The sequence below is a fragment of the Nocardia sp. NPDC050413 genome (assembly GCF_040655475.1).
GTDB lineage: Bacteria > Actinomycetota > Actinomycetes > Mycobacteriales > Mycobacteriaceae > Nocardia > Nocardia coubleae.
In genome coordinates, this window is the sequence record NZ_JBFAJZ010000003.1 from 511445 (window position 1) to 532589 (window position 21145).

Annotated in this window: 23 protein-coding genes; 15 read left to right on the forward strand and 8 right to left on the reverse strand. The window is 69.1% G+C overall.

Annotation, left to right across the window (positions count from 1 at the left end; genetic code table 11):
* Window positions 1-6: 6 nt before the first annotated feature.
* Both AB0I19_RS11965 and AB0I19_RS11970 read right to left on the reverse strand, forming a co-directional pair.
* Entirely contained in the window at window positions 7-420 is a 414-nt protein-coding gene (locus AB0I19_RS11965; RefSeq protein WP_011207200.1) for a roadblock/LC7 domain-containing protein, read from the reverse strand.
* Window positions 417-4097, reverse strand: a complete 3681-nt coding sequence (locus AB0I19_RS11970) for an ATP-binding protein (protein WP_357147571.1) — start codon at window positions 4095-4097, stop codon at window positions 417-419. Before AB0I19_RS11970 ends, AB0I19_RS11965 begins: the two co-directional genes overlap by 4 nt.
* 316 nt (window positions 4098-4413) lie before the next feature.
* Between AB0I19_RS11970 and AB0I19_RS11975 the strand changes: the two genes are divergently transcribed.
* The 12 genes from AB0I19_RS11975 (at window position 4414) to AB0I19_RS12030 (ending at window position 12760) form a co-directional block, all read left to right on the forward strand.
* Entirely contained in the window at window positions 4414-6444 is a 2031-nt protein-coding gene (locus AB0I19_RS11975; RefSeq protein ID WP_357147574.1) for an AMP-binding protein, read from the forward strand.
* 103 nt (window positions 6445-6547) lie between these two features.
* Window positions 6548-7255 (forward strand): response regulator transcription factor, encoded by a 708-nt coding sequence (locus tag AB0I19_RS11980; protein ID WP_357147577.1) that lies wholly within the window; start codon window positions 6548-6550, stop codon window positions 7253-7255.
* A gap of 89 nt (window positions 7256-7344) precedes the next feature.
* On the forward strand, window positions 7345-8619 hold the full coding sequence (locus AB0I19_RS11985) for a HAMP domain-containing sensor histidine kinase (protein ID WP_357147579.1): 1275 nt from the start codon (window positions 7345-7347) through the stop codon (window positions 8617-8619).
* A gap of 119 nt (window positions 8620-8738) precedes the next feature.
* Entirely contained in the window at window positions 8739-9302 is a 564-nt protein-coding gene (locus AB0I19_RS11990) for a sigma-70 family RNA polymerase sigma factor (RefSeq protein WP_067492462.1), read from the forward strand.
* The gene (locus AB0I19_RS11995; RefSeq protein ID WP_357147582.1) at window positions 9293-9865 is read left to right on the forward strand and encodes an Asp23/Gls24 family envelope stress response protein; all 573 of its coding nucleotides are present in this window, start codon (window positions 9293-9295) and stop codon (window positions 9863-9865) included. Before AB0I19_RS11990 ends, AB0I19_RS11995 begins: the two co-directional genes overlap by 10 nt.
* A gap of 5 nt (window positions 9866-9870) precedes the next feature.
* Window positions 9871-10239 (forward strand): Asp23/Gls24 family envelope stress response protein, encoded by a 369-nt coding sequence (locus tag AB0I19_RS12000; protein ID WP_357147747.1) that lies wholly within the window; start codon window positions 9871-9873, stop codon window positions 10237-10239.
* Entirely contained in the window at window positions 10236-10571 is a 336-nt protein-coding gene (locus AB0I19_RS12005) for a hypothetical protein (RefSeq protein WP_357147585.1), read from the forward strand. The genes AB0I19_RS12000 and AB0I19_RS12005 overlap by 4 nt, the downstream gene beginning before the upstream one ends.
* Before the next feature lie 73 nt (window positions 10572-10644).
* Window positions 10645-11115, forward strand: a complete 471-nt coding sequence (locus tag AB0I19_RS12010) for an Asp23/Gls24 family envelope stress response protein (protein ID WP_067640974.1) — start codon at window positions 10645-10647, stop codon at window positions 11113-11115.
* 1 nt (window position 11116) lies between these two features.
* The gene (locus AB0I19_RS12015; RefSeq protein WP_067492453.1) at window positions 11117-11305 is read left to right on the forward strand and encodes a hypothetical protein; all 189 of its coding nucleotides are present in this window, start codon (window positions 11117-11119) and stop codon (window positions 11303-11305) included.
* The gene (locus tag AB0I19_RS12020; protein WP_357147588.1) at window positions 11302-11655 is read left to right on the forward strand and encodes an Asp23/Gls24 family envelope stress response protein; all 354 of its coding nucleotides are present in this window, start codon (window positions 11302-11304) and stop codon (window positions 11653-11655) included. The genes AB0I19_RS12015 and AB0I19_RS12020 overlap by 4 nt, the downstream gene beginning before the upstream one ends.
* Window positions 11652-12188, forward strand: coding sequence for a DUF6286 domain-containing protein (locus AB0I19_RS12025; protein ID WP_357147591.1), 537 nt, complete (start codon window positions 11652-11654; stop codon window positions 12186-12188). Before AB0I19_RS12020 ends, AB0I19_RS12025 begins: the two co-directional genes overlap by 4 nt.
* Entirely contained in the window at window positions 12185-12760 is a 576-nt protein-coding gene (locus tag AB0I19_RS12030; protein ID WP_357147593.1) for an alkaline shock response membrane anchor protein AmaP, read from the forward strand. The genes AB0I19_RS12025 and AB0I19_RS12030 overlap by 4 nt, the downstream gene beginning before the upstream one ends.
* A 74-nt stretch (window positions 12761-12834) precedes the next feature.
* Here AB0I19_RS12030 and AB0I19_RS12035 read toward each other — a convergent pair whose 3' ends face one another.
* A complete protein-coding gene (locus AB0I19_RS12035) occupies window positions 12835-13488 on the reverse strand; it encodes a hypothetical protein (protein ID WP_357147596.1) in 654 nt (217 codons plus the stop codon).
* Between the two features lie 238 nt (window positions 13489-13726).
* On the opposite strand from AB0I19_RS12035, the gene AB0I19_RS12040 reads away from it, so the two are divergent.
* Entirely contained in the window at window positions 13727-14887 is a 1161-nt protein-coding gene (locus AB0I19_RS12040) for a hypothetical protein (protein ID WP_357147599.1), read from the forward strand.
* Between the two features lie 34 nt (window positions 14888-14921).
* Window positions 14922-15503: a Uma2 family endonuclease gene (locus tag AB0I19_RS12045; protein ID WP_357147602.1), complete on the forward strand. Its 582-nt coding sequence runs from the start codon at window positions 14922-14924 to the stop codon at window positions 15501-15503.
* A 49-nt stretch (window positions 15504-15552) separates the two neighbouring features.
* On the opposite strand, the gene AB0I19_RS12050 is transcribed toward AB0I19_RS12045, so the two are convergent.
* On the reverse strand, window positions 15553-16176 hold the full coding sequence (locus AB0I19_RS12050) for a hypothetical protein (RefSeq protein ID WP_357147605.1): 624 nt from the start codon (window positions 16174-16176) through the stop codon (window positions 15553-15555).
* Window positions 16177-16341: 165 nt separating this feature from the next.
* On the opposite strand from AB0I19_RS12050, the gene AB0I19_RS12055 reads away from it, so the two are divergent.
* Window positions 16342-16914, forward strand: coding sequence for a hypothetical protein (locus AB0I19_RS12055; protein ID WP_357147608.1), 573 nt, complete (start codon window positions 16342-16344; stop codon window positions 16912-16914).
* 54 nt (window positions 16915-16968) lie between these two features.
* Here AB0I19_RS12055 and AB0I19_RS12060 read toward each other — a convergent pair whose 3' ends face one another.
* From AB0I19_RS12060 to pdxH, 4 genes are all read right to left on the reverse strand, one after another.
* A complete protein-coding gene (locus tag AB0I19_RS12060) occupies window positions 16969-17328 on the reverse strand; it encodes an FKBP-type peptidyl-prolyl cis-trans isomerase (RefSeq protein ID WP_357147611.1) in 360 nt (119 codons plus the stop codon).
* A 40-nt stretch (window positions 17329-17368) separates the two neighbouring features.
* On the reverse strand, window positions 17369-18682 hold the full coding sequence (locus AB0I19_RS12065; protein ID WP_084457266.1) for a citrate synthase: 1314 nt from the start codon (window positions 18680-18682) through the stop codon (window positions 17369-17371).
* A 294-nt stretch (window positions 18683-18976) separates the two neighbouring features.
* The gene (locus tag AB0I19_RS12070; RefSeq protein WP_357147614.1) at window positions 18977-20260 is read right to left on the reverse strand and encodes an MFS transporter; all 1284 of its coding nucleotides are present in this window, start codon (window positions 20258-20260) and stop codon (window positions 18977-18979) included.
* A gap of 64 nt (window positions 20261-20324) precedes the next feature.
* A complete protein-coding gene (gene pdxH / locus AB0I19_RS12075; protein ID WP_357147617.1) occupies window positions 20325-21086 on the reverse strand; it encodes a pyridoxamine 5'-phosphate oxidase in 762 nt (253 codons plus the stop codon).
* Between the last annotated feature and the right edge of the window lie 59 nt (window positions 21087-21145).

The following is a 21145-nucleotide window of genomic DNA, read 5'->3' on the forward strand; positions in this document are numbered from 1 at the left end:
CCACCATCAGGAACCCATCGTGACGCGTGGCGTGGCCTGGACGGTCTGGCCCACACGCTCGACCAACAGAGCCATCTCGTAGCCGACCTGACCGATGTCACACGAGGTGTTCGTCAGGACCGCGAGATAGGAGCCGTCGCCCACTGCCATCAGCAGCAGGTAACCGTGCTCCATCTCGACGACGGACTGCAGTACCGTACCGCCTTCGAACAGATTCGACACGCCGACGGACAGGCTGGCCAGACCGGCGGTGACAGCAGACAGCTGTTCCGCGCGGTCGACCGGTAGCTGGGCACTGGCGGCCATCAGCAGGCCGTCGGCCGAGACAAGGACAGCATGGGCTACGCCAGGAACCTCGTTGGCGAAGTTCGAAACCAGCCAATCCAGCTGACGGTTCGTACCACCTAGATCGGGGTTCATCGGTCTCCTTTATCTCCGGTTAGGTTCATTGCCTTCATTGCGCGGCCATCCCGGACGCCCTGCTGGTGACGACTCAAGCTGGACCTGATGGTTTCAGGGTCGCGCTTCGGTGTGCGGTCGGCGTTACCGGTCACGCCACCGGGCACGAGCCTTCCGCCCGGATTGCGTTGTGGCAAGCCGGCGGCCGTGCGGGCCTCGGCCTGCGCCTCGGCGGCCCGTCGCGCGGCCTGCCAACCTTCGTCACCGGGTGATTCGAAGGCGGCGGCCAGCTGGGACCGGTCGGAATTCTCGTCCGTGAGCCACGCCGACATCATCTCCGCGAAGATCGGCGTTCCGCCCATCACGGAATCGCCCTCCGGTGCCGGCTGCAACCTGGTCTGGAAGAACGACGCGGCCTTGGCCGGATTCGACCGATAGCTGTGCCGTCCCGGATCACGCCCTGCCGACGCAGCGTTCCCCGGCTCCGCAGGATCCCGATCCCGTTGCGGCAGAGCCACTCCCGGCCCGGCGTTCGCCTGCGGTACCACAGTAGCGCCGGGAGCACGCTGGGGCAGCCCATTCGGTCCGAGTGGGCGCTCCGGCGCGGCTTCACCGCGCTGCGGGAGACCGGGCGCGCGCTGCGGCAGGCCGCCGTCGGCCGGATCCCGGTGGGCGGCGGGCGTTTCCGACGGGGTGCGCTGCGGCGGGCCACCGGCGGGGTTGCGCTGCGGCAGCCCGTTGGCCGGATCCCGTTGCGGCAGACCGCCGACCGGGTTGTCCAGGCGCGGCAGGCCGCCGGACTGCTCGCGGTGCGGCAGACGCGGGGTCGGCTCGCGCTGGGGCAGGCCACCACGCTGCGGTAGACCGGTCGACGGGTCGCGCTGCACCGGCTCGGAATCACGCTGCGGCGCAGGGCCGCCACGCTGCGGCAGGCCCGTCGACGGATCGCGCTGCACCGGCTCGGAATCACGCTGCGGCACGGGGCCGCCACGCTGCGGGAGGCCGGTCGGCGGGTTGTTCGGCGCACGCTGCGGCAGGCCGGTGGACGGATCACGTTGCGGCAGACCACCGGTCTGCTCACGCTGCGGCAGCCCGTTGGACGGGTCACGCTGCGGGAGACCACCCGAGGGCGCGCGCTGCGGCAGGCCACCGGACTGCGGTCCGCCCGCCGGGTCACGCTGCGGGAGACCACCGGTCTGGTCGCGCTGCGGTGCGCGGTTCGACGGGTCGCGCTGCGGCAGCCCGGGCGACGGGTCACGCGGCGGCGCGCCGTTGGCACCGGGCGCACGCTGCGGCAGTCCGCCGTCACGGGTGGGTGCCGCGTCGCGCGGCGGCTGACCCGGCTCGCGGGCGGGGGCACCGTTGGCACCCGGCTGACGCTGCGGCAGGCCGCCGGCCGTCGGCGCGGGCTTGGCCTCGCCCGGCTTGCCCTGCGGGGGCTGCGGTGGCTGCGGACGCTGCGGCGCGCCGGGACCACCCGCCGCCAGGTTGCGCTTGGGCAGGTTGGCCGCGGCCAGCTTGCCGCGCTGCGGCACATTGCCCTGTCCGGGGGCGGCGGGGCGCAGCGACGGGGACTGTTCGTTCCCGTCCTGTGTCTGCGCCATCGAGTTGCCCGGCTGACGCTGCGGCAGTCCACCGGGACCGGTCGGCGGCGGGCTCACGCCCGGGTCGACGGTGACCATCATGTTGCCACCCGGGGTACGGGTGATCGCACGGGTCTGCATGGTGCTCGGCTGCTGCGGCTGCTGGGGCTGCGGCGGCTGCTGCTGCGGCGGTTGCTGCTGCTTCTGCAGCTGGTTCGGCGGCACGACCGCGCCACCGGCACCCGAGACGATCAGGCCGACCGGCACGTGCACGGTGACGGTGACGCCCGGATCGCGCGCGGTGTCGAACGTCGGGCGCAGGCGGACGGTGAGACCGTGCCGCTCGGCCAGACGGCCGACCACGAACAGACCCATGTGGCGGGCGGTGTCGGGGCCGGGCTCGGCGGCCTGCTCGAGCCTGCGGTTGATGTCGGTCATCTCCGCGGGCGGCATACCGATGCCCCGGTCGGCGACCTCGATCAGCAGACCCTGGTCGTGCGCCTGGGCGAAGGTGAACTTGACGTCGGTCTCCGGCGGCGAAGCGCGCAGCGCGTTGTCGAGCAACTCGGCGAACAGGTGCGCCAGGTCGGAGGCGGCCGGTTCGACGAGCGAACCGCGCGGGGTGGCGCCGAGCTTGACGCGCTCGTAGTCCTCGACCTCGGAGATCGCGGCGCGGAGCACGTCGGCGATCTCGACTGGGGCCGACTTGGAACGCCGCTGCTTGGTACCGGCGAGGATCAGCAGGTTGTCACCGTTACGGCGCATACGCGCGGCGAGGTGGTCGAGGCGGAAGAGGTTTTCGAGCAGGCGCGGGTCCTTCTCGTCGTACTCCATCGCCTCGATGAGGGTGAGCTGATGGTCGACGAGCGACTTGGACCGCCGCGCCAGCGTCTCGAACATGTCGTTGACCTGCGAACGCATCTGCGCCTGGTCGCTGGCCAGGCGAAGCGCCTGACCGTGGATGTCGTCGACGGCGCGGGCCAGCTGACCGATCTCCTCGTCGGAGCGCACCGGCATCGGCTCGAGCGGCACGTCCTCGGGGGCGGCGCCGTTGCGGAGCTGGGCGACCTCGTGGGGCAGGTCGGACTCGGCAACGCGCAGCGCGGCCAGGCGCAGGCGGTGCAGCGGCACGATCATCGAGCGGGCGACGAACACGGCGAGCAGCAGCGCGGCGAGGATGGTCGCGATGACGACCGCGGTGTAAGTCCAGGCGCCGGTGGCGGCCGAGGTGGTGAGTTCGTCCATCGAGGTCTCGATGGCCTTGGTCGACTCGTCGACGACGGTTTCGTAGGCCACGAGACTGGTGACCAGCGAGGTACGCATCTCACCGATGGGCAGCTTGCCTGCGGCCACGTCGGGCCCGCTCACCAGGTTCTGGCGGATGTCGGCCTGGGTCTTGAGGTCGGCGAGCACCTGGTCGCCGTCGGGGAAGCGGTTGGCGAGCACGTCGAGCAGGTGACGCTCGGTTGCCACGCCGGTGAGGTAGTTCTGCGGGCCCGCGGGCGATCCACGCAGCATCTCCGAGATCGCGGCCAGCTGATCGACGAGGATCGACCGGGTGTTGAGCGAGTCGACCAGGCGCAGCTTGGCCGTGTCCATCACCGGGTTGCTCACCTGGGCGATCGTCGACTCGACGATCGAGACACTGTCCTTGCGCATCTGCTCGACCGAGGCGAGCGCGGTATCGGGCGAGGCCGTGAGCCCCTTGCCCTGGGCACGCACATTCTTGGCCTGGGCGATCATCCGCTCGAGCGCGGAGTGCGCCTTCGGCAGGTCGACGAGTCGACCGAGCTCGGCCTCGCCCTCGGCGATGGCAGCGTCGAGGTCGACGAGGTCCTGATCGGTAACCAAGGTGACCCCAGGACCGGCGGGCACCGTCTGGCTACCGGTCACCCGCGCGGTCACAGCACTGAGCGAGGTGACCGACGGAATCGCGTCTACCTGCTCGTTGATGCTCGAAAGCCGGTTGGCCTCGGTGAACTCGGAGGTAATCCTCGACACGCCGAGCCCGACCGCGACCGCGAGAGGCACAGCCAAGACGGCCGTAACCTTCCAACGCAGGTCCCAGTTGCCGAGCGCCCAGCGCTTGCTGCCGGACCTAGCGGCGTCACGCATCTCCCACTCACTTTCCAAACTGGCCTCGTACCGTGCGCCATCACGAACCTCCACAGGCGCAATGGTGGCTCGCCAGACGGTGCTGGCCGAGAACTGCGGCTGGCCGAGAAATTGCGTCTACGACTGCCCGAATAAGTGACAACAGATTCTAACGGATCAATAACTTCTTGGCCGACTCCCGGTAGAGGTCCGCGCGATGACCTGCCCGTTACAGGCAAAACCAAAGGTCGCGGCACCCCCTCGGGTGTCGCGTGAAGTCTGCCACAATCATCAGGATCTATCGAGCGGGCACGAAGCGAGGCTAGGAGTCACAGGCTTGGACACCGAACACGAGTACCGGCCGGTCTATCAGACCAGCCTGGTCGATCCAGCCGACTTCTGGTCAGCCGCCGCTCGCGAGATCGAGTGGGATCTGGCCCCCGAGCACACTCTCGATGCCGCCGACAAACGTTCGGCCCGTTGGTATCCCGACGGCAAGCTCAATACCTGTGTGAACGCCCTCGATCGGCATGTGCGCGGCGGAACTCTCGCCGAAGGTGGACGTTCGGATCAGGCCGCGTTGATCTATGTGTCGGCCATGACCGACACCACAACGACTTATACGTATGCGGAATTGCTCAGCGAGGTGGAACGCTTCGCCGGGGCGATGCGTGACCTCGGCGTGGTCGCCGGTAACCGAGTCGTGATCTATCTGCCGATGATCCCCGAGGCCGTGATCGCCATGCTCGCGTGCGCCCGCATCGGCGCGGTCCACTCGGTGGTCTTCGGCGGGTTCGCCGCACCCGAGCTGGCGGCTCGCATCGACGACGCCGAGCCGGTGCTCGTCGTCACCGCGTCGGGCGGGCTCGAACCGGGCCGCCGCATCGAATACCCGCCGATCGTGCTGCAGGCCCTGGACCTGGCCGAGAGCACCTCGGTGCGCACGGTGCTCGTCAAACAGCGCCCACAGTTCCCGACCATCGAGTTCGCGCAGGACCAGCCCGCCACCGACGTGCTGCCCGCCTCGGATCAGACCGTCGCCGCGCGCTGGCTGGACTGGGACGTCGCCGTCGCCGACGCCGAACCCGCCGAGCCGGTGACAGTGGGCGCCTGCGACCCGCTCTATATCCTCTACACCTCGGGAACCACCGGAAAGCCCAAGGGCGTGGTGCGCGACAACGGCGGCCACGCGGTGGCCCTCACCTGGTCGATGCGCAACATCTACGACGTGGGCCCGGGTCAGGTGTTCTTCGCGTCCTCGGATGTGGGCTGGGTGGTCGGCCACTCCTACATCGTCTACGCGCCGTTGTTCGTTGGTGCCACCACGGTGCTCTACGAGGGCAAACCCGTCGGCACCCCCGACGCGGGCGCGTTCTGGCGCATCGTCGACGAACACGACGTGCGGGTGCTGTTCACCGCCCCCACCGCGTTGCGTGCCATCCGCCGCGCCGACCCGGAGGCCACCGCCGCCCATCGCCACGACCTGTCCCGGCTGCGTGCCCTGTTCTGCGCGGGCGAACGACTCGACCCGGCCACCTTCGAGTGGGCGAGCGACACCCTGCTCGCCGGTCATCCCGACACCCCGGTGGTCGACCACTGGTGGCAGACCGAGACCGGCTGGCCCATCTGCGCCGACCCGCTCGGCCTGCAGGAACTGCCCGTGAAGCCCGGTTCCGCCGGAGTGCCGGTGCCCGGGTACCGCCTGCGGGTGCTCGATGCCAGCGGCAACCCGGTACCCAACGGCACCGAGGGCAATATCGTCATCGGCCTGCCGCTACCTCCCGGCTGCCTGAGCGGCCTGTGGCGCAACCGGGAGCGATTCGTGCGCTCCTATCTCTCGGCGTTCCCCGGCCACTACCTCACCGGCGACTCCGGCTACTTCGACGAAGACGGCTACCTCTACGTCCTCGGCCGCTCCGACGACGTCATCAATATCGCCGGGCACCGGCTCTCGGCGGGCAGTATCGAGGCCGCCATCTCCGGGCACGAGGCCATCGCCGAGTGCGCCGTGATCGGTGTGCCCGACGAGCTCAAGGGCAGCCTGCCGCTGGCGTATGTGGTGCTCAAGCAGGGTGTGGAGATCGAGCCCGACCTGTTGCGCGACGAGCTCGTGGAACGGGTACGCGAGCAGATCGGCGCCATCGCCACCCTGCACGACGCGATCGTCGTCACCGGCCTGCCCAAGACCCGCTCGGGCAAGATCCTGCGCAAGACCATCCGCCAGCTCACCGCCGGTGAACACGTGGAACCCCCGGCCACCATCGAGGACCCGGCCGTCCTCACCGCCCTGGCCGACCGCATCCTCGCCAACCCCCCGCTCGGCAGGCCGACCACCCCCGACCACGACGGCGACCAGGTAGCGCCGTGACATCGGCGGCTGGCGCCGCGGTTCTCGGCGCTTGACGCCGAGAACAGGACATCGGCGGCTGGCGCCGCGGTTCTCGACGCTCGAGTCCCCCTAGGATTGCGGCGTGACTGAACGTGCCGCTGCCGTTACTGTGCTGGTCGTCGACGACGACGAAGACGTGCTTGCCTCGGTGGAGCGCGGTCTGCGGCTCTCCGGGTTCCAGGTGCTCGTCGCCCGCGACGGTGGTGCCGCGTTGCGGGCGGTGTCCGAGCACGCGCCCGACGCGGTTGTGCTCGATATGAACATGCCGGTCCTCGACGGCGCCGGCGTGGTGACGGCGCTGCGGGCCATGGGCAACGACGTGCCGATCTGCGTGCTCAGCGCCCGCGCCTCGGTGGACGACCGGATCGCCGGGCTGGAGTCGGGTGCCGACGACTACCTGGTGAAACCCTTCGAGCTGGCCGAACTGGTCGCCCGCATCCGCGCCCTGCTGCGCAGGCGAACCGACACTCCCGATCAGGCGGCGCCCGGCGCGATCACCGTCGGTCCGCTGCAGGTGGATGTCGCGGGTTATCGCGCACTGCTGCACGGGCGGGAAATCGAGCTCACCAAAAGGGAATTCGAATTGCTGTCCACCCTGGCGCGCAATGCGGGTGTGGTGCTCACGCGTGAGCGGCTGCTGGAATTGGTGTGGGGCTACGATTTCATAGCGGATACGAATGTGGTCGACGTGTTCGTCGGATACCTTCGCCGCAAACTCGAAATAGATGACACGCCAAGGATTTTGCACACTATTCGCGGCGTCGGATTCGTGTTGCGGGAACCTAAATGACCGTGCGGTCGCCGAAAGTCCGTCGCAGGCAATCGTTTTCGTTGCGAACACGGGTCGCGGCGGCCGCGGCGGCTGGTGCGGTGATCATCGTGAGCATTGCCGCGTTCGTGGGTTTTCAGGCGATCGAACGCAACAATGTGACCCAGACGGATCAGCAACTCGAAATCGCCTCGCGCATCGTGTTGATCGAGCCGGTGCTCGCCACCGGCTTCGTGAACCTCACCGGGCTGCAGAACACGATGGCGCTCACCGTGCGCGACAACGGCCAGGTGACCGCGTCCAGCTCCACCCAGCTGCCGGATCTCGCGCCCGGCTCGCAGACCGTCGAGGTGAACGACCAGCCCTACCGGGTGCTGACCACCACCGAGAACCAGCCCGCCGGCCGCACTGTGTCGCTTGCCATTCCGACCACCGAGGCGGCGAAGGCGACGGCCGATCAGCAGCGCTGGGTACTCGCGGGCGCCGCGATCGCGGTCGCCGCGGCGGCTGCCCTCGGCTGGCTCCTCGCCGGTCGGGCCGTCGACCCGATCGTGCGACTCACCCGGCAGGTCTCCGCGCGCAGCGCCTTCCCCGATCCCGACCACCCCGCCCAACCGGTCGACGGTTCCGGTGTGTACGAGGCGGAGAAACTCGCCGAGGCGGTGAACACCATGCTCGCCCGCGTCGATCAGGCCCAGGCCGAGACCGCCGCCGCGCTGGAGACCGCCCGCGATTTCGCCGCCGTGTCCGCCCACGAACTGCGCACACCCCTCACCGCGATGCGCACCGACCTCGAGGTACTGCGCACGCTCGATCTCACCGACGCCCAGCGCCGCGAGATCCTCGACGATCTGGCCCGCACCGAAACCCGCGTCGAGACGACGCTTTCCGCACTGGAACGGCTGGCCCGTGGTGACCTCACCGCCGAAGCCGACCATGTCGCCACCGATGTGGCCGACCTGTGCGACCAGGCCGCGCACGACGCCATGCGGCACAACCCCGGCCTGTCGGTGCGCATCGATACCGACGCCGAACTGATCACCCGCGGTCTGCCCGCGGGCCTGCGCCTGGCCGTCGACAACGCGCTGACCAACTCGGTGAAACACGGCGGCGCGACCGAGGCCGTCGTCTCGGCTCACCGTGTGGGTGCCGACCGCGTCGTCATCGCGGTCGACGACAACGGCACCGGCGTTCCCGCCGCCGAACGCGACCGGGTGTTCGAGCGGTTCGCCCGTGGTTCCAACGCCACGAAGATCGGCTCCGGCCTCGGCCTCGCGCTGGTCGCCCAGCAGGCCCAGCTGCACGGGGGCCGGGCCTACTTCGAGAACAGCTCCCTCGGCGGCGCACGGCTGGTCCTCGACCTGCCGATCCGCCCCGCCGTCTGAGATCGCGACACCCCTGGACCTGCGGGGAACCGGCACAGAGACGACGATCACTCATAATTCGCCGTGACGATGTCCTGCGCGTCGGTGTCCATCACAGGAGCAGCGGAGGAGGTGGGCGTGTGACGGTGTCACCCGCGGCCGAGACAGAGCTGGACGACGCGACCCTGGCAGGTCGGGCGCGTGACGGCGATGTCCGCGCATACGAGCAGCTGGTGCTGCGCTATCAAGGACCGATGTTCCGGCTGGCCGCCAAGATGCTGGCCGACCGCGCCGAGGCCGAGGACGTCACCCAGGAGGTGTTCCTCAAGGCCTGGCGGACGATCGCGCGCCTGCAGGACGACGCCGCGTTCGCGAGCTGGCTCTACCGGATGACGACCAACCGGTGTCTCAACGTCATCCGCGCGCGCCGCCCCTCCACCGAGGTCGACCCCGACACCACGGCGTCGACCCGCACCGACACCCGACCCGATCACGCCACCGAGGTGAGCAGCCAGATGGCCGCGCTGACCGACGCGCTGCAACTGCTCACGCCCGAACAGCGGGCCTGCTGGCTGCTGCGCGAAGTGCACGGCCGTTCCTATGACGAGATCGCCGAGATCGTCGGCACCAACAGCACTGCGGTGCGCGGACGGATCGCGCGTGCCCGAGCCCAACTGGCAGAGGTGATGAAGCCATGGCGGTGACCCACAACGACAACGACTACCTGCTCCCGTGCGGACGCGGTCTCGAACAGGTGTGGGAGCGACTCGACGACAACGACATCGACAGCCACGAGGCAACGTGCCCGCAGTGCGCCGCTGCCAGGGAGAGCCTGCTGACCCTGCGCACGGCCACCCGCGAACTGATCGAGGAACCCGACCCACCCCCACCCGATCTGTTCGGGCGCATCATGTCGGCCGTGCGCGCCGATGTGCGCCGTGGCCGCACCCTCGCTCTCGATACTCCTCATCCCGGCGCCATCCAGGTCAGCGAGCAGGCGGTGGCCGTTGTGCTGCGGTTCGCGGCCGACACCGTCGACGGCGTGCGCGCCCGCGGTTGCCGGGTGCAGAGCAGCGAGCCCGGCGCGGACGGCGAGCAGGTGATCGCCGTCGACATGACCATCGCCGTGCGCCACGGCGTGCCGCGCATCGAGGACGTCGTCTCGCTGGTGCGCGAGCGGGTGCGCGCCGCGGCCACCGCACGGGTCGGCGTGCACCTGGGCAGGCTCGACCTCACCGTTGTCGACATCTACGAGGAGGACCGGTGACCGGCATGCTCCCCGAAACCGAATTGATCGTCGGCGACGCCGTGATCGCCGCGGTCGCCGCGCGGGCGGCGGCCTCGGTGTCCGGGGTCGCCCGGCTCGAGCCCGGCGTACTCGGCCTGGTCGGTCAGCTCGCCCGCACCGGGCGCCGGCTCTGGATCGGACAGGAACCCGCCGCTTCGGCCGGTGTCCGGGTGCGGCGGACCGGCGGTTTGCTCAGCCTCCAGGTCGATCTGGCGCTGACGGCGTCGGCGCATGTCGGCGAGGTCGGCCGGGCGGTGCAGCAGGCTGTCGCGCGAGCGGTCACCGAAGACACCGGCACCGAGGTCGACGAGGTGACGGTGTGGGTTCTCGATATCGAACCGGGGCGATCGTGAGCGGTGAGACCGAATTGATCGACCGGATCGTCGCGGCCATCGATGCCGTCGACGGCGTACATCCCGCTGTCCCGATGGGCTTGGAGAACAGTCGCTGGCTGCCGTGGAACGCGGGCAGCGCGGCGGTGGATCTCGATGAGACGGCGGTGCAGCTGCGCGTGGTCGCGGCGAGTTTGCCGTTGCGCCCGCTGATCGACAAGCTCGAGGCCGCGATTCGCCCCCTGCTCGACGAAACCCCGTGGGCAGGCGCGGGGTTGCGGATCCATGTGGTCGACCTGCATGCCGAAACCGTTGCCGACGGGAGCGATCCAGATCACGTTCCCCGCCCGTGACGAAAGCCCGGCCACGGTGTCTTACCAGTGTCAGTTCGAGAAATGTTGGAGCACAACACCATCGGAGGAAGCTATGACCAGCACGAGCACCGAGAACAGCAAGGCCGTCGAGAAGACCGGCGCACCGGGCAAGGGTACGGGCGCGCTGGCGACCGACCAGGGCACGACGACCATCGCCGATACCGTTGTCCAGAAGATCGCCGGACTCGCGGCACGTGAGGTGCGCGGCGTGTACGCCCTCGGTGGTGGCACCGCCCGCGCGATCGGCGCACTGCGTGACCGCATTCCGGGCGCTTCCTCGAGCATCGGCCAGGGTGTCTCGGTCGAGGTCGGCGAGAAGCAGGCCGCCGTCGACCTGGAACTCGTCGTCGAATACGGCGTCGCCATCGCCGAATTGGCGCGCGCGGTGCGCCGCAACGTGATCACGGCCATCGAGCAGATGACCGGACTCGAGGTCGTCGAGGTCAACATCAACGTCAACGACGTCTACATCGAAGACGAGTCCGACGACCAGCAGCAGCCGACCCGCGACCGGGTGCAGTGACATGAACGCCACCACGATCTGCCTCGTCATGGGCCTGTCCCTCGGCTTCGCCGCCGCTTTCGGCGGGCTCGGCGCGTTCGCCGTTGTGCTGATCTTCGGTGGCCTCGGCCTGCTGATCGGGCGCTGGCTCGACGGCGAAGTCGATCTGTCCGGGCTGCTGCGGTCGGCGCAGGATCGGAGCAGGCGGTGACCAGCGCCGCCACCGAGCTCGCAGGCGTCACCGCGCGTCCCGAGGCCGCCGAGCTGCCAGGGGCGACGACGATCGACGAGCGCGTCGTGCGGCGCATCGCGGCTCGGGCCGCGACCGAGGTGGACGGGGTCGAACCGGATGTGCGGGTGCGCGCCGAGGTCGTCGGGACCGGCGCCACCCTGCACGTCCGGCTCCCGATCCGCTATCCGTCGCCGGTCGCGCGCGTCACCGACGCGTGCCGCGCGCACCTCATCGCCAGAACCGAGGCGCTGACCGGTCTGACCGTGCCACGGGTCGACATCGAGGTGTCGGCCATGGTTCCCGAACCGCCGGAGAGGAGAGTCCGATGACGCGTCGCCCCCGCCGGGTCGTCCCGGCCGTCGTCGTCGCGCTGGCGCTGCTCGGCGCCGCCGTGCTCGTCGCGGTGTCGCTGATCCAGCGGCTCACCGGGTCACGGGAATGGGTTTCCTACGACAGCCTCGCCACCCGGCTGCACGACACGTCGTGGGACAGCGTGTGGGTGCTTGGTGCGGGTGCGGTCCTCGTCGCGGTGGGGTCGGCGCTGCTCTCGGCCGCGGTGACGCCGGGCAAGCCGGTGGTGCTCGCACTGGAACCCGGCGACGATCTCGAGGCCGGGATCGCCCGGCGCAGCCTGCGGCACGCGCTCACTGATGCCGCGGGCGCCGTCGACGGTGTCGACAAGGCGCGGGTCCGGTTGCGTCGCAAGAAGATCCACATCGCCGGGCACACTCGTCACACCGCCGAGCGGACCGCTGAGAACCTCGGCACGGCCGTGGCCGCCCGGCTGGACCGCATCAGACCAGCCGTTGTCCCCCGCCTGCGCACAAGTCTGCGCACGATCGGACCAGGAGGTACGCGATGACCGTCGCCAACCGGCCCGCCCGGCTCAATCGCGGACTGCTCGGACTGCTCGGCCTCACGCTCGCCACGGCGGGCGGGCTGCTGATCGCGGCACACCTCGGTGCCTTCGCCCGGATCTCGCGCGATTCACCGCTGGTCCCCGGGACGGCGGAACCACCGCGATGGGTCTTCTTCCTCGCTGTGGCGGGAGCCGTCGTCCTCGCGCTCGCCGCGTTGCGGTGGCTGGCCGCCCAGTTCACGCGCCTGCCCAAGCAGACGGTGTGGCAGCTCGGGGACTCCACCGAGCAGGGGTACACCCGCCTCGGTTCCGGTGCCGCGGCCGAACCGGTTGCCGCCGACATCGAGACCTACGACGGGGTCCGCTCGGCCACTGCCCGGCTCTCGGGCACACAGCTGGCACCCGATCTGCATCTGCTGGTCGAGACCGCCCCCGACGCCGATCTGACCGCATTGCGCAAACGGATACTCGGTCACGCCGTTCCGCGGTTGCGAACGGCCTTGGAGCTCAGCGCGATTCCGGTGAGCGTCGAATTCCGGATCGCCGATCGAGGCAGAACCAAGCGCGCCAGGTAGCCGAAAGCCCCGCACGGGTGAGTGCGGGGCTTTCGTGTGTCGAACCGAGAACTACCGTCCGCGGGTGCGGATCATCAGGGCAGGACCTGGGGAACGGCTTCCGGGATGACCAGACCGATGACGGCGCCGATGACCGCGCCGGTGATGGCGGTGGAGATCACGCCGGGGATGGCGCAGAAGACGTAGCCGATGATGAACGCGGCCAGGGCCGGGACGCACAGGATGGCGGCGGCGATCGCACCGATCGTGGCGCCCGCGGCGGCACCGTTCTGGACCGGGTCGTGGTTGGCGGCGGCCGGATCGGTGGCGATGTTCTTCAGCTCGGTGCTGGTGTCGGCCGACAGCGCGGGGGCCATCGACACGCTCTTGCCGTCGGCCGAGACCACGGAGGCGACCGCGATGGCGTTGCCGTCGACGGTGTTCAGCTTCAGCGGCACTTCACCGACGGTGACGCCCTCGGCGGAGACCACGGTCAGCGCGTCGGGGGTGAGCACGAAGCGGCCGTTCTCGACGGTCGCGGAGATGGTGCGCAGGTCGGGCGAGACAGAGCTGCGGAAGTCGACACCACCCTCGGAGACGACGCTGGACAGGCCGGTGGCGATCTGCGCCTGACGCTCGGTCACATCGGCGGCAGCGGTGCCCGCGGTGACCAGCGAGGTGGCGACTGCCAGCGGCAGCGCGGCGACGAACACGCGGCGACTCGCACGGGTGATGGTGTGGCGGAACATGAAAATGTCTCCCTCCCGATGCCTCCGGCGACCCCCGAACCCCCGGACGAATCGAAGAAATCTCGATGTCGATTGACTCGAGAGTTGTACCGAATAGAACAGCTGCGAAACGGGAACTGTGACACAGCACATAGCATTCGGGGGTTAACAGTCTCGATGAGTGGGAACTGGTGTTCCTCAACGAACTCTCAGACAACCCCCACCACCCGCACCGGACTGTCCCGATACCGTCACGGCTGTGATCCACACACGCGCCCGCCTGCTCTGCCTGCTCACCGCCGTCCTGCTCACCGGTGCCACCGTCGCCGCTTGCGCCACAACGGATTCCGCGCCGACCGGGATCGCACTGGTCAACGCCGACACCGGACCGACCGGTGAACGAGTCGCCAAGGCGGTGCAGGAGGCGGGCGGCTACGAGTGGACGCTCGCGAAGCCCGGCGAGGTCGATCCCGGCGACTACGCCGCGGTGATCACGCTGCCCGCCGATCTCACCTCGGCCATGGCCACCCTCGCCACACCGACACCGCAGCGCGCCAAGGTCACCGTCACCACTCACGAAGGCGCCAACCGGGGCACGGTGAACGGCGCGGTCGACGTGGTGACTCATCGGATCGGCGCGTCCGGCGTGGATGCCGCGCTGGCGGCGGTGTCGCAGGCGCGCAATCAGATGACCTCGGTGCAGTTCACCGCCCAGCTCCTGAGCGCGGGCGTGAACGCGGCCGCCGACGGGGCCGACCAGTTCAGCGGCGGGGCGGAGCAGTTGCTCGGCTTCCTCGACTTCGCCAAACAGGGTGCGGGACAGCTCACTTCAGCGATCGAGCTGCTGAACCAGACCGTCGACGGCGCGGCACTGCAGGCCACCCAGCTCGCCGACGCCCTCAGCTCCACCGGCGTGACCATCGCGGGTGTGCAGAACAGCGCGGCCGCCCTCGGTTCCGGTCTCGACCAGATCCTGCCGCCACTGAAGGCGCTCCCCTTCGCCGCCGACCCCCAGCTGGCCGGCATCATCACCAAACTCGAAGCGCTCCAGGCAGTCTCGAACCAGGCGGGCACCCAACTGGCCGGCCTGAGCGAATTGACCGGCGCAGCAGTAGATCCCGACACCGACCTCGGCACCCTCCTGCGCACCGTCGTCGCCCGCCTCAACAGCGCCCGCGACCAGCTCACCCAGGGCGCCGCCCTCGCCAAAGACCTCCCAACCCTCGCCGAACAGGGCGGCGCCCAACTGGTCTCGGCCATCGAACAACTCACCGGCGGCGTAGGCGCCCTCCAGAACATCGTCGGCAACCTCAACACCCAAACCACCAAGGCCCTCGAAGCCCTCCCCCCACGCGGCCAATCGCAACAATCCGCCTTGGCCCTCGCCCTCACCGACCCCGTCGAGGTCGTCCACGAGTAGCTGCCCGATACCACACAGTCGGTAAGCTCTGCCTATGACGATCCAGGCCTTGGACTCGCTACCCCACCAGATGACGGAAGAGCAGTACCGTCAGCTTCCCGAGGACATCTCGCGGGTGATCGAGGTGGTGCACGGACACGTCATTCTCTGCGAATCACCGACGCCCGAACACAACCGCGTCGCCCGGCGCCTGGCAGGTGCCATGGAAGACCTGCCGAGCACCGAACCGTGCATTCGCGTGGAGACCGACATCGATCTGGTGCTCTGGCGGGTCCCGAAATTCACCTTCCGCCGACCGGATGTGACGGTCTACCGGTGCCTGGAGCAACCAGGAGACAAACCGGAGGCGGGCGATGCGCTGATCGTCGTCGAGGTGTCCTCGCCGTCGACAGCCGCCGAGGACCTCCTCGACAAGAAGGCGCAGTACGCGCGAGTCGGCATTCCGCTCTACCTGGTCGTCATGCTCGATACGAAATTCGGGATCGCCGAGGTACTCGAATTCCGGCTCGACGCCCACGCCCGTGAGTACCGGCTGCACCAGATCCACCGGGAAGGGTTGCTTCGGCTCGAGCATGTGATCGTCGGGGATATACCGTTCGACGAACTGATGCGCTGAAACCCGTGCCGCCCGGTCGAAGTCGACCGGGCGGCACGGGTTTTCAGGATCAGGGCAGGACCTGGGGGATCACATCCGGTGCCGCAACGCCGACGATGGCGCCGATCAGGGCGCCTACCAGGGCGTTGGGGAGGCCGACGAGGCCTACGCAGGGGAGGTAGAGGATCATCGTGGTGATCATCGGGATGCAGACGACGGCGGCGGCGATGAGGCCGATGCCCGCGCCGATGGCGGCGGCGTTCTGGACCGGGTCGGGGAACTGGGCGGCGGGGTTGGTGGCGATGGTGCGCAGTTCGGTCGTCGCGGCGGGGGTGGGCTGCGGGGTCACCGTGAGGCTGTGGCCGTCGGCGGCGATCTCGGTGGCGAGGGAGATGAGGTTTCCGCCCGCCGTGGTGAACGAGGTGGGGATCTGCCCGGTCTGCTCGCCCGCGGCCGATTCGACGACAACACCCTGCGGGCCGAGCACGAAACGACCTTCGGACAGCGAGGCCGACACGGTGCGCAGATCCGGGGCGACAGTCGTGCTGAACCCTTCGCCGGTGCTGGCCAGCCCCTGCGCGAAGCGCACCTGATCGGATTCAGCCGAAGCCGTCCCGGCACCGACCACGCTCACCGCGACGGCGACGGGCAGCACGGCGGCCAGCGCGTGACGGACAACCTTGTGGTGGAACATGATCGAGAATCTCCCTCAAGTCACTGTCATGGACAACGCATTGGAAACGAGACACACGGGGAGCTATGGCTCCGGTCACACTCGCCGCACATTACCCCGATGCCCGACCGCGCCGCGCCACGGGTGGCCGCAGCCCGTAAGCTGACGCGCGGGAAGGGGGGCAGGATGATCGAAACCGGCTCTGGTACACACAATGTCGCACCCACCGGACCGGTGCGCCCGCCGGGCGGCTCGCCCGGTGTCGGCTGGATCGTCGTCGGCCTCCTGGTGCTCGTCGCGGCCCTGATCGGCGGCTCGGCAGGCGCGGTGGCCGTGTTTCGCGAACCCGCCGCTCCCGTGGCGCTGCCGGGCGAGCCCACCGTCCTGCCCCAGGAGGCGGCCCGCCTCGCGGCCTGCGCGTTCACGCGGTTGATGGTGACTTATCACCACAGCGACCTGGACGGCTACTTCGAGCAGATGCGGGCCGGTTCCACCGGCGAATTCCACGACCAGTTCGTGGAGGGCGCCGCCGGGCTGCGGGCGGCGATGGAGACCGCTCAGGTGTCCTCGACGGTCGAGGGCGAGCCGGAGTGTCTGTCCAGGTCCGGCGCGGGCACCGAGTACGTCGTCGTCGCCATCGTCGGTCAGCGGCTGACCAACGGCACCGCACCCGACGGTCGGTCGCAGCGCACCACCTTCGCACTGACCATGCGCAAGGTCGACGACCGCTGGCTGGCCGCCGCGATCGACAAGGTGTGAAACGTCGACGGCCCGTGTCTCCCTGAGGGAAACACGGGCCGTCGGTAGCTCAGCTCAGTTGGCGTCGAGCAGGTCGATCACGAAGACCAGGGTCTTGCCCGACAGGTGGTGACCCGCACCGACCGGACCGTAGGCCAGCTCCGGCGGGATGGTCAGCTGGCGACGGCCGCCGACCTTCATCCCCGGGATACCGTCCTGCCAGCCCTGGATCAGGCCGCGCAGCGGGAAGGTGATGGATTCACCACGGTCCCAGGAGGAATCGAACTGCTCGCCGGTCTCGAACTCGACGCCGACGTAGTGGACCTCCACGGTGCCGCCGGGCACAGCTTCGGCGCCTTCGCCTTCGACGATGTCCTTGATGACGAGCTGAGAGGGCGGCGGGCCCTCCTGGAATTCGATTTCCGGCTTGGTCATTGCGGGCTATCCCCTTCGATAGTGTGCGTTGTCCAGATGACTAGCGGTTGTCGATCGCGCGGTAGTCACGCTCACCGTAGCCGGTGTAGATCTGGCGCGGGCGGCCGATCTTGAGCGGCTCGGAGTGCATTTCGCGCCAGTGCGCGATCCAGCCGGGCAGGCGGCCCATGGCGAACAGCACGGTGAACATGCGGGTCGGGAAGCCCATCGCGCGGTAGATGACGCCGGTGTAGAAGTCGACGTTCGGGTACAGGCGACGCGAGACGAAGTAGTCGTCGGTGAGGGCGGCCTCTTCGAGCTGCTTGGCGATGTCGAGCAGCTGGTCGTCGCCGCCGATCTTCGACAGGATCTTGTCGGCGGCCTGCTTGACCAGGGTGGCGCGCGGGTCGTAGTTGCGGTAGACGCGGTGCCCGAAGCCCATGAGCTTCACGCCGTCTTCCTTGTTCTTGACCTTGCGGATGAATTCCTTGACGTCGCCGCCGTTGGCCTTGATCTCGTCGAGCATCTCGAGCACGGCCTGGTTGGCGCCGCCGTGCAGCGGGCCCCAGAGCGCGTTGATGCCGCCGGACACCGAGGTGAACAGGTTGGCGTCGGAGGAGCCGACGAGGCGCACGGTCGAGGTGGAGCAGTTCTGCTCGTGGTCGGCGTGCAGGATCAGCAGCATGTCGAGCGCGGCGGCGACCTCGGGGTCGACCTCGTAGGGTTCGGCCGGGAAGCCGAAGGTCATCCGCAGGAAGTTCTCGACCAGCGACAGCGAGTTGTCGGGGTAGAGGAACGGCTGACCGACCGACTTCTTGTACGAGTAGGCCGCGATGGTCGGCAGCTTCGCCAGCAGGCGGATGGTCGACAGCTCGACCTGCTCGGGATCGCGCGGGTCGAGGGAGTCCTGGTAGTACGCCGACAGCGCGTTCACCGCGGACGACAGCACCGGCATGGGGTGCGCGTTGCGCGGGAAGCCGTCGAAGAACCGCTTCAGGTCCTCGTGCAGCAGGGTGTGGCGGCGGATGCGATCGGTGAAGTCGTCGAGCTGGGCCTGGGTCGGCAGCTCGCCGTAGATGAGCAGGTAGCTGACCTCGATGAAGGTCGAGCGGCCCGCGAGCTGGTCGATCGGGTAGCCGCGGTAGCGCAGGATGCCCGCTTCGCCGTCGATGTAGGTGATGGCCGACTTGGTCGACGCGGTGTTCATGAAACCGGGGTCGTAGGTGACGTAACCGGTGCTGGCCAGCAGCTTGCCCAAGTCGAGTCCGTCGTTGCCCTCTGCGGCCCTGGTGACCGAGATCGGGAACTCGCCACCGGGGTACTGCAGTACCGCCTTGGCGTCATCGGCGACGTTGGTGATGTTCTCAGCGGGCACGGAAGGATCCCTCTCAGGCTAGTTGAGATTCTCGCCGAGCCCTGAAACCCGGCGCCGAACCGTGCGCCGTTTGCGGTCGGCAGACGGCGCGCTTGGTGTAACGCTAACTCTTGTCGGCCGTGGATGAGCAATCAGGGTTGGCCTGAGCTGTGCTCACACCGGGGCGAATCCGTGGTGAGGTGCTCCACCTGCGCGGATCCGGGTTCGCACGGCGCGCGGCGGGGCCGGAACCGGTGGTCACGGCCCGAACTCGCCCACCACCCGCGTCGACCATGTATTTCCTTGTCTCCCAACTTATTCGGCGACAACCTCGGCGTGCGCGCGAGCCACGCGGTAGCGGACGAAGGCGGGGAAGGCCAATGCGGCGAGAAGCACCCCGATCACCACGAGTACGCCACCACCCGCGGCGGCAACAGCAGTACCCAGGCTGGCGGCGGCAAAACCGTGGGCAACATCACCGACCCGTGGTCCACCGGCGACAACCACGATGAATACCCCCTGCAGCCGCCCGCGCATCTCGTCGGTCGACACGTTGAGCAACATCGCCGTCCGGAACGCCGCCGACACCATGTCGACCGCACCGCCGAGCGCCAGGAACGCCAGCGCGATCCACAACCACACCCCCAGCCCGAACAGGTGCCCGGCCAGCCCGACCGCGAGGCCGAAACCGACCATCGCCACGCCCCAGATCGCGATGCACACGATCACCGCCAACCCCTGCCTGCGCACCCGGGGCACCCACCCGGAGAACACTCCGCCCAGCACCGCGCCCGCCGAGATCGCCGCGAACAACAGACCGAGCGCCACCCCGCCCTCGGCCGGATCGTGGAACGTCTCGTGCGCGATCTGCGGGAACAGCGCGCGCGGCATGCCGAACACCATGGCGATGATGTCGACGACGAAGGAGGCGAGCAGGATCCGCTGGCCGGTGAGGTAGCGGAAGCCGTCGATCACGGCGCGCAGACCGGCCCGGCGCTGCTCACCGCTCGGCGGGAAGGCGGGCAGGCGGCACACCGCCCACAGGGTGGCGAGCAGGGCGATCGCGTCGAGCAGGTACAGCGTCGGCAGACCGAGCACGGGGATCAGCACACCGGCGAGGACCGGTCCGGCGATCATGCCGACGTTCTGCACCGTCATGCTCAGCGAACTGGCGGCGGCGATCTGCTCGGGCGGCAGCAGCCGGGCGATCAGCGCGCCGCGGGTCGGCTGGTTGACCGCGAAGAACGCCTGCTGGGTGGCGAACAACCCGAGCACGAGCCACACGTTGTTCAGGCCGAGTGCGGCCTGCACCCAGAACGCGACCGCCGTCGCCCCGGTGCCCGCGGTGGTGATGACGAGCAGGGTGCGCCGGTCCATCACGTCGGCCAGCGCGCCGCCCCACAGCCCGAACACCACCAGCGGAATCAGGCCGAACAGTCCGGCCAGACCCACGTACCCGGAGCTGCCGGTGATCTGAAAGATCTGCTGCGGCACCGCGACTACCGACAGCTGCGCGCCGATGACGGTGACGATGTTGGTCGTCCACAGCCTGCGATAGTCGCGATTACGCAGGGGCCGGGTATCGGCGAGCAGTTTCACGCGCCGGAGATTAGCCAGTTGCGCTGAAACGTCCCATGTTTGCGCTCGGTGAGATATCCCACCGTCAGGGTTGTAGCCGCAGAACTGTCGTCCGTTCGCCGTCGATGCGGACGACGATCCGGTTGTGCAGCCGCCCGTGCCTGCCCTGCCAGAACTCGACCTCGTCGGGTCGCAGCAGATAACCACCCCAGTGCGGCGGAACCGGGATGTCGTCGACATCGGCGAACCGGGCGGTGGTCTCGGCCAGGGCGCGATCGAGGTCGGCGCGGGTGGCCGCGGGCCGCGACTGCTGCGAGGCCCAGGCGCCGAGCCGGGATTCGCGCGGCCGGGTCTGCCAGTACGCCTCGGTGACCTCGGGCGCGACCCGCTCGGTCACCCCGCGCACGTGCACCTGCCTGGCCAGCGACGGCCAGACGAAGGTGGCGGCTGCGTACGGGTCGGCGGCGAGCTGATTGCCCTTGGCCGAGTCGTAGTTCGTATAGAAGACGACACCCTCGGGCGAGAGGCCTTTACACAGCACCGTGCGCGCCACCGGCCGTGGCGCCGGACCGGCGAGCGAGACGGTGGCCAGCACCATCGCGTTCGGTTCGGCCACCCCGAGGGTGCCCGCCTGTTCGATCCAGCGGCGCAGCAGCGGCTCCCAGCCACCGGCCACCCACGACTCGTCCAGATCGGGTTCGGTGGTGCGCACCGCCCGCGGATCGCCGTAGTCGACACGCATCGTGCTCAGGTCGACAGCGCCGGAAATCGCGGCGTCGGACAAGGTTACGGAAGGCTGCGCGGCGGGCTCGGTCGCGGCCGCCGAGGACGGGTCGAGTTCACGCATAGGGGCGACGTTACTCCGCAGTACCAGCGGGTCTATCGTTGCGAAAGATCGGCCTGCCC